Source organism: Symplocastrum torsivum (assembly GCF_059505465.1).
This window is the reverse complement of the sequence record NZ_JCACKQ010000070.1, coordinates 1-16,104: the sequence shown is the minus strand read 5'-3', so window position 1 is coordinate 16,104 and position 16,104 is coordinate 1. Positions and strand designations below refer to the sequence as shown.

General features: G+C 45.1%; 14 protein-coding genes and 1 pseudogene. 1 reads left to right on the top strand and 14 read right to left on the bottom strand.

What is annotated here, in order from left to right; all coding sequences use genetic code 11:
- Nucleotides 1-170: 170 nt before the first annotated feature.
- The 7 genes from AC5JL3_RS20595 to AC5JL3_RS20565 form a co-directional block, all read right to left on the bottom strand.
- A complete protein-coding gene (locus tag AC5JL3_RS20595; protein ID WP_496076249.1) occupies nucleotides 171-380 on the bottom strand; it encodes a hypothetical protein in 210 nt (69 codons plus the stop codon).
- A gap of 391 nt (nucleotides 381-771) precedes the next feature.
- Entirely contained in the window at nucleotides 772-1,758 is a 987-nt protein-coding gene (locus tag AC5JL3_RS20590; RefSeq protein ID WP_496076248.1) for a helix-turn-helix transcriptional regulator, read from the bottom strand.
- A gap of 125 nt (nucleotides 1,759-1,883) precedes the next feature.
- Nucleotides 1,884-2,753 (bottom strand): SDR family oxidoreductase, encoded by an 870-nt coding sequence (locus AC5JL3_RS20585; protein ID WP_496076247.1) that lies wholly within the window; start codon nucleotides 2,751-2,753, stop codon nucleotides 1,884-1,886.
- A gap of 188 nt (nucleotides 2,754-2,941) precedes the next feature.
- On the bottom strand, nucleotides 2,942-3,556 hold the full coding sequence (locus AC5JL3_RS20580) for a hypothetical protein (protein ID WP_496076246.1): 615 nt from the start codon (nucleotides 3,554-3,556) through the stop codon (nucleotides 2,942-2,944).
- A gap of 135 nt (nucleotides 3,557-3,691) precedes the next feature.
- Nucleotides 3,692-3,991 carry a DUF7734 family protein gene (locus tag AC5JL3_RS20575; RefSeq protein ID WP_496076245.1) on the bottom strand — a complete coding sequence of 100 codons (300 nt, stop codon included), beginning with the start codon at nucleotides 3,989-3,991 and terminating at the stop codon, nucleotides 3,692-3,694.
- A 29-nt stretch (nucleotides 3,992-4,020) separates the two neighbouring features.
- Nucleotides 4,021-4,614, bottom strand: coding sequence for a DUF3177 family protein (locus AC5JL3_RS20570; RefSeq protein ID WP_496076244.1), 594 nt, complete (start codon nucleotides 4,612-4,614; stop codon nucleotides 4,021-4,023).
- A 168-nt stretch (nucleotides 4,615-4,782) separates the two neighbouring features.
- The gene (locus AC5JL3_RS20565) at nucleotides 4,783-5,007 is read right to left on the bottom strand and encodes a Calvin cycle protein CP12 (protein WP_192221509.1); all 225 of its coding nucleotides are present in this window, start codon (nucleotides 5,005-5,007) and stop codon (nucleotides 4,783-4,785) included.
- A 466-nt stretch (nucleotides 5,008-5,473) separates the two neighbouring features.
- Here AC5JL3_RS20565 and AC5JL3_RS20560 point away from each other — a divergent pair, with 466 nt between their 5' ends.
- Nucleotides 5,474-6,724, top strand: a complete 1,251-nt coding sequence (locus AC5JL3_RS20560) for an FIST signal transduction protein (RefSeq protein ID WP_496076243.1) — start codon at nucleotides 5,474-5,476, stop codon at nucleotides 6,722-6,724.
- 13 nt (nucleotides 6,725-6,737) lie between these two features.
- Here the strand turns inward: AC5JL3_RS20560 and AC5JL3_RS20555 are convergent, their stop codons facing one another.
- From AC5JL3_RS20555 to AC5JL3_RS20525, 7 genes and pseudogenes are all read right to left on the bottom strand, one after another.
- Nucleotides 6,738-7,088, bottom strand: coding sequence for a J domain-containing protein (locus AC5JL3_RS20555; protein WP_496076242.1), 351 nt, complete (start codon nucleotides 7,086-7,088; stop codon nucleotides 6,738-6,740).
- A gap of 177 nt (nucleotides 7,089-7,265) precedes the next feature.
- Entirely contained in the window at nucleotides 7,266-8,951 is a 1,686-nt protein-coding gene (locus AC5JL3_RS20550; protein ID WP_496076241.1) for a dynamin family protein, read from the bottom strand.
- 29 nt (nucleotides 8,952-8,980) lie between these two features.
- Complete coding sequence (locus AC5JL3_RS20545; protein ID WP_496076240.1) at nucleotides 8,981-11,065, bottom strand: dynamin family protein; 2,085 nt, start codon at nucleotides 11,063-11,065, stop codon at nucleotides 8,981-8,983.
- Between the two features lie 97 nt (nucleotides 11,066-11,162).
- Nucleotides 11,163-13,244, bottom strand: coding sequence for a dynamin family protein (locus AC5JL3_RS20540; protein ID WP_496076239.1), 2,082 nt, complete (start codon nucleotides 13,242-13,244; stop codon nucleotides 11,163-11,165).
- Between the two features lie 398 nt (nucleotides 13,245-13,642).
- Nucleotides 13,643-13,966, bottom strand: coding sequence for a hypothetical protein (locus tag AC5JL3_RS20535; RefSeq protein ID WP_496076238.1), 324 nt, complete (start codon nucleotides 13,964-13,966; stop codon nucleotides 13,643-13,645).
- Nucleotides 13,967-14,446: 480 nt separating this feature from the next.
- Nucleotides 14,447-15,556 carry a metallophosphoesterase family protein gene (locus tag AC5JL3_RS20530; protein ID WP_496076237.1) on the bottom strand — a complete coding sequence of 370 codons (1,110 nt, stop codon included), beginning with the start codon at nucleotides 15,554-15,556 and terminating at the stop codon, nucleotides 14,447-14,449.
- 96 nt (nucleotides 15,557-15,652) lie between these two features.
- Nucleotides 15,653-16,066, bottom strand: a pseudogene (locus AC5JL3_RS20525) (RNA-guided endonuclease InsQ/TnpB family protein); the annotation flags it as partial.
- Nucleotides 16,067-16,104 lie beyond the last annotated feature (38 nt).

Sequence of the window (16,104 nt, the reverse complement as noted above, 5' to 3'; positions counted from 1 at the left end):
ACTTACGCAAAGCTTTCATCTGTAAGGCGTGCTAGCGATCTGTAAGGCGTGCTAGCGAAGCGTAACGCCCTATTTCCCCATATCTGGTGTAGCTGCGTAAGTCCTATAGGTTACATAGCCGTGCAATCCCGGAGATAAAGTCATCGGTGAACTCACCGACATCTGACCTCTTAGTAGCTGTCTCCATCAGCCGTTGCTTGCATTCCCAGATAGGTATTGGCACGGTGTAGGCGCTCAGCGATCACCTGCCTTCTTCGCAGGCTAATGCCTGGGTTTGCCAGTAGATCTTGGGCAAGCTCACGGGTTAGCGCACTGGTTGCGATGTCAGCTTGGTCAAGTTTTCTGAGATGGGAATAGACTTGGCGGGGAGAAATAGGCATCTTAATACTCCTGTTCTTTTTCTCATTGGTAGTGCCTTGTTATCTCCATACTGGCTCAAATTTTGTAAAGGGGAAATAAAGTCGGCTTGAAGAATCTGTGCTGGTTACTAACTACTTGTGAATGTTCGGTTTTGGGGATAAAAATACTTCATCAAATTGCGTTGGCTAGTTACGGTGCTGCTAATATCGCTCACAGAAGATGAGAGGAAAGCCCACTTTTCCTTAAAGCTAGCTAATTACCCGGAGCGTATAGCTGTATGCTTGTACAAACTATCAGCTTAACAGTTCCCCCCAGGTGGTTCGCTCCTCTGGGGTTTTTTGCCAGCAATACAGTTAGGGCACTCTTGGGGTGCGCTCCGACAAGGACTTGAAAAACGCTTGTAAGTAGCATCTAGTCAGTTGTTTCTGCGCTTGAGCTTGAATGAGTATAGAAGGCGATGAGTTGAACTGCCCGTTGTAGGACGCGATCGCGCAACTCTAATGGCTCTACTACTTCCATATTCGCTCCAAACCCCAACACATACTCACAAGCTTGCTCTTCCACATCAAACCGGATGGAGATAGTAACCCATCTATCGATGTCTGGTGGGTTAACCTGCTCAATGCGGGCGAACCGTCCAGCATAGCGCAACCGGGGCAGCAATTCTGGAGCAACGCGCACTGTCACAACATAGCGAGGAAGATTGGCTTTGAAGTCAGCCGACGATTGTTGCCAATAGTTGGCTAAGTTGAAATCGATAGGACGAGTACAGGGTTGATCCATAATCGTGGCACTACGCACTCGTGAAATGCGATAGGAGCGCACATCACCCTCCACTGCCGCGACCAAGTACCATACGCTTCCCTTGGCAACCAGCCCTAGTGGCGCTACCAAGCGTTCAACGATTATGCGATCGCTGCGCTCATAGCTTAGGTGTAGCTGACGTTCTTGCCAAATTGCCTCCTGAAGAGTTGGGAACGCCGACATCTCTTCCTCCCATAGATGCCAGCCTGTTGGATCGACATGAATCCGTTGGCGAACTGCTTCTGCCTGCTGGCGATACATCGCAGGCAGTGCTGCCAGGAGTTTGATCAAGGCTCCTTCAAATGCTTGGTGCCACCCCAAATCGGCTAACAGGTGGCTCGGTTTGGGTAAAAACAGCGCCTGAATCTCCGCTAGATTCAGTCCGGTCAGCGTCGTCTGGTAAGCTTCCAATAAACTCCAACCACCCCCTTTGCCACGTTCTGCTACAACAGGAACTCCCGCACTGCTGAGTGCTTCCATATCCCGGTGAATCGTGCGCTCAGACACCTCCAATCGCTCTGCCAATTCCCGTGCAGTCAGACGACGATGAACCTGCAACAGCAAGAGGATGGAGAGAAGGCGATCGGCACGCATGGCTTTAGAGCATTCTGGTAGATTGGGGAGTGGTTGGGGCTGACAACATCAGGTAAATCTGTACCCTTAAGTGTTGAAAACGTCTCAAGGTGTCAGTCGATAGAATTCAGCATCACGCCATTGGTTTATTCCTGATGCACGACCTTTTCAGCAAAATACTTCCCCCAGTTTGGCTGTCGTCCATCAATATCAGTAAAGCCGTATTCCGGGGCGAGATTCCATGTACTCAATACGCCTCCTGACTTCTTAAATACATTCGGGTCAGAGGCTAGCGCTGCCACCGCCCGACCAATGTAGAACGGCGTTTCAGAGGCAATGAAATGTGGATCTTGCTTCGCAGCATCTCGCCAGTTTTCTTCAGTAACCCCAAAGTGATCTAGCATGGCTTCGGAGCGGAGAAATCCCGGGGTTAGCGCCAAAGCAGTAATATTATGTGAACGAAGTTCTTGCGCCATGCCATAGGCAAGACGGATGACGGAAATCTTAGCGAGATCGTAGAAGAGATTGCCACGATACGAAAAATTATCTCCATCAGTGACTTCGATGACGAGTCCCTGCTTCTGCTCAATCATGAGTGGAACTGCATAATGGCTGGTAATCAGGTGCGAGTGAATCGCTCGTTGTTGCATCAGTAAACCCTTCTGCAACGAGTGTTCCCAGAAAGGTTTACTCTCCGTTAACTCGTCACCACCCCACACATCATTAACCAAGACATCGAGCCGTCCTTGCTCTAGCTTGACTCGTTCAATCAGGGTTTTGACTTGCTCTACCACCGTATGATCGACCTGTACAGGAATTCCCACTCCTCCATAAGCGTTGACCATTTCCGCTGTCTCTTCAATCGTTTCAGGACGGTTGCCCGTTGCTGGATTTCCTCGAACGCTCCGTCCTGTGCAATAGACTGTTGCGCCTAACTCGCCCAACATACAAGCAATGCCGCGCCCTGCTCCACGAGTTGCTCCTGTGACGATCGCAATCTTACCTTTCAATTGCATAACTGACCTCCTACACTTTGCCAAGACATTCGGTAAACCCTTTGTGTGGTTCACTACTGTCTTTGTGCAGCATAAGAGCCTTTTCTTGACACCTCCTGTCATATTTCAGTAGCAGGGCTACAGGTTTTGAAAGTTGTAAATTATTTAATCTTCGTTCTTTAGCTCCACGAACCTAAGCCGTTGCTTGATCACGAAGCTGAAGCTTTTTGTCCTTTTTTCGGTACCTCTTGAGCCGTATCCGTTGCTGAGGCAGCGGCTTCAGACTCAGGCGCTAAAGAATTACCGTTTGTCGCAGCAGGAAGTGTTGGCGCGAGAATATCCCAAGCCTCTTGAGCCGCAGGAAGAAACTTGTCGTGAGCGGCTTTGGCTTCGGCAAATTTAATTAATGTCTTGGCAAAACTCTTATCAGTCGCTTGCTGCATCTGTTCTGGTGTTAGCGGTTGAGGAGAAAACAGCGCTTCAATCAAGGGGCGTAACTCCACAGCACCTTTGTAGGCTTCTTCTGAGGTTACCCTTAAACTCGCTAAAGTAGCGATCGCTTTTACTGCTTGGATAATCTCTGGTTCTTCACCGTCCTCTTCCAAAGCCTCTGGTGGCTCAACGACAACCAAATCTTCAGCACTTAACCCATTAGCAAAGCTTTCTTCACTCAGTGTGGTATCTTCTGGGTCTTCCATCCGGCGCTGAATCTCTTCTAGTGCCTTTTTACGGGTTTTATCAGTATCTGTACGTCCTGGAACCTCTACAAAAAAACCAAGTTCTCTTAAATCCCTAGTTGTGTAACTTATTGTGGCTTTTGACATAGTTGTTGGTCTATTTTCTACACGGGTGTATTGAACAAGAAGAATACAGAAGTTCAGGAGTTCAGTAGTTCAGGATGTTCAGAAGTTCAGGAGAATCCTGAACAGGAATGAAGGTAAGCCTCTCGCTCACACCGCCTAGACACCAACCTCTGACAACAACTGTTGCATGGTTTCCCAAGTCAGCCCTTGCTGGAGATAACGAGGCGCATCAGGATTGTAGGGACTGGCGACTCGATCTATTGTGACAATCTTTGCGTCTGTTGGGAGTACCGGAATGTCTGGATCAAAGGGGGTTGAACGCACCAAAGAGCTAGAAAAGCCTTTAAATATAGTAATCTGGTCTTCTTCCCCCGCAATCTCAGCCGTGACAATCAAAACTTCCTGCGGACGCTTGATTGTGTATTCCTCTAAACGCCGTCCAATCGAAATTGCCATTACAACTCACTACTGAATCGGTGTAACACTTACTGCTCCATTGCTGAGCGCCCTTGCTTACCAAGCCGAATCAAGACGAAATAGCTCAGGTAAAGCACATAAATTAATAACAAGCTCACGCCGATGAATGCCAAAAATCCAGGTCTGGAATTGGGATGGAAATACTGTTTGAACAGTAAAGGGGGTTCTAGCCCGACTTGACAAAACGATGTCCTGATTGCCCCTGGAGAAAAAGCACAAGACAAGAACGGCAGACTGGCTAAGGCACCTAATGTGCCATAAACACTCACAGCCCAGCGCCATGCAGTGAAAGCAAGTTTGAGAGGACGCTGTCGCTGATCATCAATATCTTCGTTGATATCTACCCAAAACCAGAGGCTAATCGGAATCAGAACACGGGCAAAAAAACCAGAGACAAACCCAATCGGCCAAGCGGCAATCAAGATGTAAATCGTGATCGCCAGTAAGCTGGAAACGCGCCAGTAGATGATCAAGAGGCGTACCATTGCGTCTGCTTTCTTGACAAATGCCCAAATCAGCAGAATTAAGGGCACGATAACCGCAAATAATAGGGCTAAACGGTAATCTGTCCAGACTAATGATCGAAGGATTTCCTCTTGCATTGCTTATCGCTGAAATGACCTTTATCTATGTTATTGCAGTGATGGCGGTACACGCCCTAACCTCCTCAAAAGCAAGCAGCTAAAAACCCTCATTAAGGATTTTTAGCTGCTATGCCGCTTAAGTAATGTGCCTAAACTTGGTGAATCTGACGTTGGGGCGAGTGAAGTTTATTCCTCGTATACACGGCACTCATCGGCATCAGGGTTAGCATCGCAATACAGTTCAAGAGAATTTTTCTTCTTGCCTTTTTGCCGTTGATGTGATGCTTCTGCTTGTAGTTCTTCCACTACATCCCAGGCTGCCGCACAATCACCGGATTCTGAGCCTTGTATATCACAAACAGCCCGCGCAGCTTCACGCTCTTGTTCGATTTTTTCTTGGATGTCGCTCATTGCTTTCCTTTTCCTGATTGCTGTACTTGTGTACAGAAAACTTTTAGTGAGTATTAACCGCTTCGGAAATCTCCAATTAGGTACTAGTGGGTAGTGACTCTGATTAGGAGAGTGCTACTGATTTTAGTTAACATTTCAGTGATACCGCACAACGGTATCCCTTTAACCGGATTGATCTTTATTTTTAAGATTTGTCAATCTCGGCTTACTGCTAGTTAGTCTACAAGTAGTTAGTCTACAAGCGACTAAACCAGTTACTAAGTATATTAACTTATATGAAAGCACTTGTGGAACCTCTCGTTAGAGCTATATCGTTGGTCACGCGATCGCGCTATTAAATTAATCACTTGTAATCGTTAGTGGGGCTTACCTCTTGAGGCGTTCCGCTTAGCGCTATGATAAAGGTTTAACTGCCAGCCAACTGCCTTAACCTGCACCGATTTCGGGAGTGAATTTGGCAAAACGAATGACTAACTCAATTCAGTGGGCAAATGCCTTATCAACCCGTCCCTCGTTGGAAGCAGCCGTGGCGGAAGTGGTAGACCGCGTGCAGCAGTCCTTGACAGCTAGCCCAGATTTGGGGTTGGTGTTCATTTCCTCTGCTTATGCCAGTGAATATTCTCGCGTGATGCCCTTACTAAAGGAGCAACTGTCAGTGCCAGTCCTGATTGGTTGTGGTGGTGCTGGCATTGTTGGAATGAATACTCAGGGTGAAGCGCAAGAACTGGAAGGAGAACCGGCTTTGAGTCTCAGTGTGGCTCATTTACCAGGGGTTAATGTCCACGCTTTTTACATTCCTGCCAATAACTTGCCTGACATGGATAGCCCTCCCGCTGCCTGGGTGGAATTGGTTGGGGTTCCGCCGGAGGAACAACCTCAGTTTATTTTATTAGCCGACCCCTTCTCGTCTGGAGTCAATGATCTCCTCCAAGGGTTAGATTTTGCTTACCCAGGCTCGAATAAGGTAGGAGGACTAGCAAGTGCTAGTGCTATGGGTGCCCAGAGTGGTTTGTTTTGTAACTATAAGCTTTACCGCGAGGGAACCGTTGGCGTTGCCTTGAGTGGCAACATTGTTCTAGAGACGATTGTGGCGCAAGGCTGTCGCCCGATTGGTCAAACGTATCAGGTGACTTCTTGTGAGCGGAATATTATCTTGGAGTTGGCAACGCAGGATGGCACTGAAATAACAGCCAGCGACCCTAATTCACGTCCCCCGTTGGAAGTTCTGCGAGATGTCATTCAAGGATTGAGTGACTCAGACCGCGAGTTGGCACAACATTCGCTGTTTGTTGGTGTTGCCAGGGATGAATTTAAGCAGCAGTTGGGCCACGGAGACTTTCTCGTCCGCAATTTGTTGGGAGTAGACCCCAGAGTTGGGGCGATCGCAATTGGCGATCGCGTCCGCCCAGGACAGCGCATCCAGTTTCACCTCCGCGATGCCCGTACCTCAGAAGAAGACTTAGAACTGCTTCTCCAGCACTATCAAAAAGAAGACCTCCACACACCAGGTGCGGCAGGGGCTTTGATGTTCTCCTGTTTAGGACGAGGCGAACGACTCTACGGAAAGCCTGATTTTGATTCCCAACTATTCCGCCGCTACCTAAACGACATTCAACTTGCGGGATTCTTCTGCAACGGTGAGATTGGGCCAGTGGGGGGCAGTACGTTTCTACATGGCTACACTTCAGTGTTTGGGATTTGCCGCTCAAAGGATTAAGGACAAAGTTAATTTAATCATCCTTGTTAGAGCATAATTCTTCATAGACTTCATTGATTTTCGTTAGGACTTCCTGAGCCTTCTGTCGAAGTTGAGGATTGTGAAAAAATAAATCTGGATGACATCGTTTCACTAAAGCTCTGTATGCCTGTTTTACGTCCTGCGTAGAAGCATCAGGTTTCAGCCCAAGAATCGCATAGAAACGTGTTATTTTCTTCTGCTTTATCGGTGATGTATGTCTATTCCTTGGAGATGTAGTAGGTGTTTTTCCCGTTTGGCTGTTTTGATTTCGCAGTTCTTGCTTTAGCTTCTGTAATTCATCATCAATTTCGAGAGCGCGAAACTTATCCTCCATGTTTTCCATTAGTTTCGGTTTCCCGTGTTTTGAATTATCAGAAGTATAGACTTATAGCAAAAGGCAGAAGGCAGAGGGCTTTTATGTTTATTACTAGTACGTGCTCATTTCAGCCGTTAGATCTGTCCTAACCTTTAGGCAACAGCTATACCAAAACCCTCTCCCGACGACACTCATTTTGCTGATTTATTTAGTAGATAAGTTAGCGCTCACTATCTCTAATTCTTGATTCAGATTATCCAATAAACCCTGTAATAACTGTAGATAATGACGCTGTGTTGTCATTTTTAAGGGTGCTTCAGTTACTTGAATATTAATAATTTTTTCTGCTATTTCTTCGTAGTCGTGAAGTATCGAGAAGGCTTGAGTACTGAAGCGAGTCAGATAGTCAGAAGCCGCTTGAATATAAGCTTGTGAAACTTGTTCCATATAAGTAGATGAGGCTTCTGTTTGCTCGGGAGCTGTTGTACTTTGGTTAAAAAGATAGGTAGCGCCTCCCACTACAGCCGCTCCCATTGGTCCTCCTAAAATCCAACCTAACCCCGTTGCTAAAGCTACCGGAGCATTATCTCTCGACTGTTTTGAATTATTAGGTTGCTGGGGTGGTTCTGGTAGGATGACTTCTGGTTTGTCAGGAAATAGAATCGACAGATTAGGAGGTGGAGTGTGTTCAAAAAACTCACAGGCTTGATGTACCCATTTCACCACAGCCTGTTGATAGTCTTGTATGGCTTGTTTGAATGCTCGACATTCCCAGGTGTTAAATGTACCTTGTTGTAGCGCATCAGCCACTTCAGATTGATAGCGATTGAGAAGTTTGGGCAGGTACAGCCAACTTTGGAAATCTGAAACACTTGCAGAGAAACCTTTTTGAATCAGTTTCTGTGCTTTTTGTTTAATTTCAATTTTTGCTATACGCTTAGTTTCAGCTACTTCTAATTCAGAAGCGATCGCGTCCAATTTCGCTTGCATAGCAGTCTTGATCTGAAATGCGATCGCCTCTACACGAGAAAACCGGATAGCCAGCTTTTCTTGTTGAACCGCCACAATCGTTTGCAAAGCAGATTCAAAGATCGCTAATCCTGTACTTTGGGCTGCTGACACATCTCCTTTGAGTCTTGCTCGTAGAGCAGGTAGCGCATCAACCCGGTACAGATTACTAACATTATTCGGTAACTCTGCTCGAAAACTTTCTGCTACGAAAAGTAAGCGGTTATAGACTTGCTTTTGGTCTTCAGGTTCTAGCAAATTCAGAAAGTTGACCACAAAGATAACTGTTTTGATGCCTCTATCCAGCAGCCAATCTCTCAGATTTTCCCGCTCACCTAACGTCATTAACTTCCGTGCATCTAGCACCTGAACAACTAAATCTGCTGTTAGCAGTTGGTCACGTACTAACGCATCCTGTGCTTCTGCATCATTTGTTCCTGGCAAATCCAAAAATTCAACACCCGTTTGCAGGAAAGGATGAGGACAGTAAACATGAACTGAAGCAACATCATCTCGCATCCGTCGTTGGTCATCTAGGATGGCAAACTGCTTCAGGACATTAGTACCGCTTTCAGTAATTTCTCCGCCATCTAACAGGGTAATTCGGGTATATGGCTCACTCCCATATCGAACATGAATCGCCGCGCCTGTGGTTGGAATTAAATCAATCGGTAATGTACGATTGCCAAGTACTGCATTGAGCAGCGTTGACTTACCGTAATTAAAAGGAGCAAAGACAGCAATCCGAAAAATCGGGTCTTCGAGATAGTCACAGATTGCGATCGCATCTCGATAAAGCTGTGAGTTTTTATCGAGTTCAAGGACACCGATTGCCGACCTGAGATTGTTTACAAGGTTCTGATAAACGTCCTGATGTTGCATAGTGTTCTATCTCTTTAAATCCGCTTGATTCAAGCAGCCGCTGCTAGGAAATTCTGATACACCGTCTCTATGCTCCGAGATTCAGAAGAGATATTCGCCTCCAGTTTCTTCAGACGCTCTAATTCTGCACCCTGATTAATTTCATAAGATTGCTTTTGCTGGAGCAGATTATCTAACTCAGATTTGCGAGCTTGGATATCATCATCTACTCGCTTGGTTACTTCACGTTCATAAGTATCAAAACATTCTTTTACAGCGTCATAAACGAGGTGTGATTGCTCATTTGCCACCTGTGGCAGATGTTTTACCAACTCTTTCTTTGCGGCTTTCACGACTTCTTTACGAGCTTGATCAGCTTGAAAAGCACCAACACCTAAACCTAGCAACGCTAAACCAATTGGACCCAGGATAACAGCCGCCGGAAAAACAGTAACAACAATCCCGCTGATTCCAATTACTGTGAAATAGTTAAGTAAAATACTTTTCCAGTCAAAGCCTGCTCCCGCCATTGCAACACCAGCAATGTTACCTGTTGATAAGGAAAACAAGCCCATCGCCCAGTTCGCCCATCCTGAAGATTGTTCCTCAGCCGTTGTATTTGCCTCAGTCTGTACCTTTTTCCCTGTCAACTTCTCATTAATCAGATCAGTTACCTGACTATAAGAAGCCCCATAGTTTGCTGCACTCTTGGATAGCTGTAAAAAGGCAGCATTCATCTCTTGCTCAGCACCGCGACTCCAATCGGCAAGCTTGTCATTGATATACTGCTCGAATGCCTTTTGGAGAGATTCATTGAACGCTTCCCGTTTTCCCTGGTTCAGGAAATCCATTAACTTTAATTCAGGCTGATAGCGTAAGAAATCGGCTTCAAACGTATTATCCAGGTTCAACACATAAGAACGGAAGGAATCAGCTACAGCTTTCGCCTTATTATCACGAGTATTTCGGATTTCCTCTTGAAATTGATTGCGGATTTCGGTCAGTTTTTTGAATTCGGGTTCAACCGAGCTAATCCTTTCCTTCAATTGGCTAGCATCCTGCTCAAGTAAAGGGATACGACGTGCGATCGCTTCATGAACATGAGTCGAGGCTTGCCGTGCTAGAGTTCTCGCTTGCCGCAGTTCAGAAATCCCCCGCTCTTGTGTCAAAAACGTGTTCAGTGCGCCCATAAACTCTGGAAAGCCAGTGTCTTCGAGAGACGCAGAAGAATCTTTTATCCGCCGACGCAGTGCCTTAATTGCAGAAATTTCAAAAACTCGTTCATCATAAATATCATGACCATCCACCTGACAATAGTCAGCCAGGTTAGTTTTAAAAACTCGCCGTAGTTTTCCCTCAGCTTCTTCGAGTTCTTCAGTATCATCAGGGTCAATTAGGCTTTCTCTAACCTGATCCCAAGCATTGATCAGAAAGAAAACACTTAATCCTCGACCTTTAATATAATTTTCTAAATAGCGACGCTCCCCAAGCGTACAAGGTTGTGAGGCTCTAAGAACAAAGAGGATTGCATGGCAATTATTGATATAACCGAGAGATAGCTCGTTTCGCGCTTCTGTATCATTGAGTCCTGGGCTATCAACAATTTCAATTCCCTTTTCCAGCAAAGGTAAGGGATACTCCACCACAGCATAATCAACGTCAGGAAAGGCTTGCTTTTTCTCTTGCTCTAGCCTCTTTGCTTCGGCAGGGTCAATTGTGTAATTCTGCTTAAAGCTCTTAAAATCTAGTTGTTTAGGTGGTTTGCCATCATTAAAGTGAACCGTTACTTTCTTTTCTAATCCATAACGTAAAACCGTTAGCAAGGCAGTGCAGGGATTCACATCACTGGGTAATAAGTTTTCCCCAATTAAGGCATTAAGAAACGTACTTTTTCCTCGTTTCATATCACCTAAAACCAGAAGCCGAAACACCCCAGAACGCAAGCTTTCACCAACTTTAGTTAAATCTTCTCGCTCTGTATCCAAACCTAATCGTCCAGAGTTCTTGTCCCCCTCTAATTCCGCTTTCTCTAAAGTTTCCGCCATCCTACCCAGGCAATTTGCTACCTCGGAGCGCACTTGAGCAATCCGATCTAAATCATTGAGAAAACTTGCCGTTTCAATTTTGTAGCTCATGTTAATTATGCTTCAGCTAATAACTGGTGTGATTGGAGCAAAGCTGATAGAAGACTCAACTAATTTCAGTTCTGGTGTTCGGTGCCCACTCCACTATTTAGGCAGGAGATGCCAGCAAATGCTCATACGCTGTCTCGATACTTTGGCATTCAGATAAGACATCTGTTTCCAATTTCCTTAAACGGTTTAATTCTGTTTCCAGGTTAATTTCGTAAGATTCCTTTTGTTTGAGCAGATTATCTAACTCAGATTTGCGAGATTTGATATCATCGTTGATTCGTTTCACAACTTCCCGCTCATAAGCATCAAAACACTCTTTGACAGCTTGATGAATCGGTTCCCCTTGTTCTTGTGCTATCTGAGGAAGATGTTTTACAAACTCTTTTTTAGTTGCCTGAATTAATTCTTTTCGAGCTTGTTCCGCTTGCATAGCGCCAATTCCTAAACCGAGTAGGAGAATGCCTACTGGTGCTGCAACCAACGACATCGAAAAAATTGATAAAAAGCTCCAGATTCCAATGACAGCAAGAGAGTTAAGCAGGATGTTTTTCCAATCGAACCCTGCCCCCGCAAGTGCTACACCTGCAACATTACCTAATGCTAATGAGAAAAATCCCATCGCCCAACTTGTCCATCCCGGAGAATTGTCTTCAAACTCAATGGTTTGTCCTGCGTAGACTTTTTTTCCGATTAACTTCTCTGTCATTGACTCGGCTACCTGGCTATAAACCGCACCATAGTTGGCAGCACTTTTGGATAGTTGTAAGAAGGCTTCCTGCATCTGTTGCTCAGCCGTGAGTTCCCAAGCCATAATCTTGTCATTGAGGTATTGCTCAAATGCCTGCTTGAATGCAGTATTAAATTCTTCTCGTTTGCCCTTTTGGAGAAAATCCAGAAAGCCTATATCGGGCTGGTAGCGTAAGAAATCGGATTCAAACGTGTTGCCGAGATTCAAAATATAAGTGCGGAAAGAATCTGCGATCGCACTTGCCTTACTATCCCGAACTGCTCTAATCTCATCTTGGAAGCAATCGCGAATCTCATTAAGCTTGTCAAATTCTGGTTCAACTGAGCTAATTCGTTGCTTCAACTCATCAACATCGTGTTCCAGCAACGGGATGCGACGTGCGATCGCTTCATGGACATGGTTATAAGTTTGCCGTGCAAGACTTCTCGCTTGCCGTAATTGAGCGACTGCGCGTTCTTGAGTTAAAAAGGTATTAAGCGCCCCCATCAACTCCGGAAAGCCAGTTCCCTCAAGGGAAGCTTCTGGATTTTTTATCCGCTGACGCAAAGCCTCCAGAGAGGAAATCTCAAAAACTCGTTCATCATAATTATCATGACCATCTACCTGACAATATTCACCCAAGTTAGTTTGGAAAACTTGACGCAGTTTCTCCTCAGCTTCTGCTAGTTCTTCTGTATCATCAGGGTTAATCAGCCCTTTACGGATTTCATCCCAGGCATTAATGATAAAGAAGACACTTAAACCCCGACCTTTTATATAATTTTCCAAATAACGGCGCTCTTCAAGGGTACAAGGCTGCACCGCTCTAAACACAAAGAAGATAGCATTGCAGTTGTTGATATAACTTAGAGAAAGTTCGTTCCGTGCTTCCGTATCATTTAGCCCTGGACTATCAACAATCTCAATTCCCTTTTCCAACAAAGGTAAGGGATACTCCACAACCGCATAGTCAATATTAGGAAAGGCTAACTTGTTCTCTTGTTCTAGTATTTTTGCCTCACTAGGGTCTATTGTGTATTGCTGCTTAAAACTTTTAAAATCTAGCTGTTCGGGTTCAGTTCCATCCTTAAAGTAAACAGTAACGTTCTTTGAAACTCCATAGCGTAAAACCGTTAGCAAGGCAGTACAGGGATTGACATCACTAGGCAATAATTTTTCCCCAATTAGGGCATTAAGAAAAGTACTCTTTCCCCGTTTTAAATCTCCTAATACTAAAAGCCGAAACACACCTTGCTGCAAATTTTGACTAGCAATGCTGATGTCTTCGCTGTCTTTGTCTAGACCTAGTTTTCCTGATGCCTTGTCTCCCTCGAACTCTGATTTGGTAATGGTTTCAACTATTCTATTAAAATGATTAGCTATCTCCTGGCGCGTTCTGGCTACTCGGTCTAGGTCGTTAAGGAAGCTTCCTGTTTCAAGAGTGTAGTTCATATTTTTAGCCGATAACCTAACTAAGTTTTGCTTAAAACTTGCAGTAATACGTGCGAAGATACTGTCTGTTTTCGTCTAAAAGGTTTTACTCCTGTGCCAGTTTTGGGATTAGCTATCAGATAAGCTTGCTATTCAACGTGGCTTAGGCGCAATATTAGGTTTCTTTGCTAAATTGAAGCGTGACAGTTTGAGAAGTGTCACAATTCTTGAATTGTTTATCTAACAGTTAATTTTTGCTGATTAGGGACTTCTTGAAATAGCAGCCAGTAGTAAAAACTCCCTGATTCCTACTACTTGATACAGTTACTACTGATTGAACTAAAGGCAGAACCTACAGTCAGGAGAATTGAACTCAGCCAGGAATTAAGTTGTTCCCCTCAATGACACTACATCCTGTATTAACGTTTGGCGCGATCGCGTTCAAGAAATATTTTGTAAGCAACCCAAGCAACTGCCCCAACTATTACTACATAGGCAAGTGATACTGCCACTTTAAAGGCAACCACAACAGCAACAACAACAGCTAAAAACTTCCCAACGCTCAGAAGTTTTCCGTACCACCGTTTTACTGAACTCTCAGGCGGCTGATGCTTCTGGGTTTGATGTAGTGGCGGTTGATTAATTTCTGCCTCGATCTCTCGAAGTCGAATTTGGTGCTCTCGTTCCTTAAGCTCTCGTTCCCATCGCTGAAGCTCGTTGTCTTGATTGTCTTGAGAATTCATAGCGGTTCACCCTTTCTAGGAGTAGAAACTATGGGAGTTTGGGCGTACCAAATCTAATAGCGCTCTTGCAAAGTCGAGTTTTGCTACCTAGTTGTAGTTAGTTATCACCCTTTTCTTTTCCTTTTATGCAAGAAGTTGAGTCTCACTAACCAGCAGCTAGTGTTCGAGTGTTGCAGTAGAGCAGCTTTTTGCAAGAAATCTCTATTCTCGAACATTAAATTTCTCACAACTTTAACCTCAGGGCTTGACTACGGCTAGGTTAAAGTTATGAAAATTTATGTTTAGCATCTTACTTGCTAAAGGATGCTCACCACTTTAGCTGCTAGATAATCTAGTTTTAGATTGTCTGGAAAATCAGTAAGGTAATTTTTGTAGGCTTCTAGTGCAGCATGGCGGAAGTAAGTGACAGTTAACAACAGAGCCAAAAGTCAAAAGTACAAGCCTTCTGCCTTGGAGCCTTCTGCCTTGGAGCCTTCTTCACTAGCCTTTGCCCAATAGCAGTGTTGTATGGTTGTCAATCAGGGCAGGTTTACCATCTTGGGTAGTAGCGCTAAATGCCTCGAAGTAGCGGCGTTCGGCTGGGGAAAATTCTGGGAAGTCGAAGAGAGCATCCCCATCCGCAATGTTTGCCCAAAAGTAGCGTAGATGGGAAATGAGTTTTTCGGCGTCGGCTACAGGTAAATTTAAAGGGTCAGCCGTCAGGAGTTTTAGCACAAAAGGACCAGAGCGATCGCCCATCCATTCGCGTGAGTTATGAGACAAGTTTTCCCAACCTGGAACTGACTCAACCCGATGAGACTCAATTTGTAGCGATCGCTTTCCTTGCTCATCCGTTCGTAGCTGCAATATCCGGTAGGGGTGAGGATAGCTGACTAATGAACCTGTTGTAATGTCGTAGATGCCTTCCGCATAAGCAACATCCTGAACGTGTAAGTGACCTGTAAACACCAAATTTACCCCAGCCTCAGCCAGGATTTTCCGCAGCACCGGAGCATTATCTAACATATAGCGGCGTCCCAGTGGATGGCGACTTTGGTTGGGCAGATGTTCCACAACATTGTGATGCACCATCACCAGCACCAACTTATCTTTAAGCTGCGGTAACACCTGCTCAAGCCATGCTACTTGCGCTTCATCCAAACACCCTACCTGTTTACCTGACTCATCAAAGTTATTAGAATTCAGACCAATCAACTGTACCCCAGGCAGCACTTCACAGGTATAGTAAAGCTGCTCTGGATTGTCATAGCCATATTTTTGGTAGTAGTAGGGAAAGTCGTTCAACCCAATCAAGTGTTCATTTGGTAGCAGATTGGGGACATCATGATTCCCCGGTATGACGTAAACCGGAAACGGCAATTGGCTCAACCGTTTTTCTAACCAGGCATGATTTTCCTTTTCACCATGCTGGGTTAAGTCTCCTGGTAACAGAAGAAAGTCAATGTTCTGCTGCTCCAAATGCTCCAGAATAAGCTCTAAGGCTGGAATACTGACTTCCACCAAATGAAATCGTGTTGGATGATCCCAGATAGTATGGGGCAACCCGATGTGTAGGTCGCTTACTACCGCAAAGCGAAAGTTTAGACTCATAGCCTAAGTTTTATCAAAACCTTTCAAAAATTATCACTTAGAGTTTATCTGCAATGAATTATTCCCTTCATGAACTACCGCCAGTCGAAGAGCGCGTCAGGCGGTTTCTGTACTCAAAAGGGAATGCCTCAAGACGGACTTGCGTCCAGCTTTTGGTCTTACTTCCCCTCCTACAGCAGAAACGGACGTTCCATCCGTCTTTAGCATTCTGATGCCTTCCGCTCTAATATTCGTTGCGGCGTTGCCGTCCCGGTCGTGATGAGTACCACAGCGAGGGCAAGTCCACGTCCTTACGTCTAAAGGCATTTTCGCAACCTGGTCGTAACAGTTAGAACAGAGCTTAGAACTGGGAAACCATCTGTCGATTTCTACCAATACACCACCTTTCTTCTCTAGCTTATAAGCCAAGAAGTTGGTGAACATTCCCCATCCCGCATCAGATATTGCCTTAGCTAGATTGTGGTTACGAACCATGCCCTTGACATGAAGATTTTCTACTACGACAACTTGTTAAGTCTATTAATTAATTAAATAACAACAACAACAAC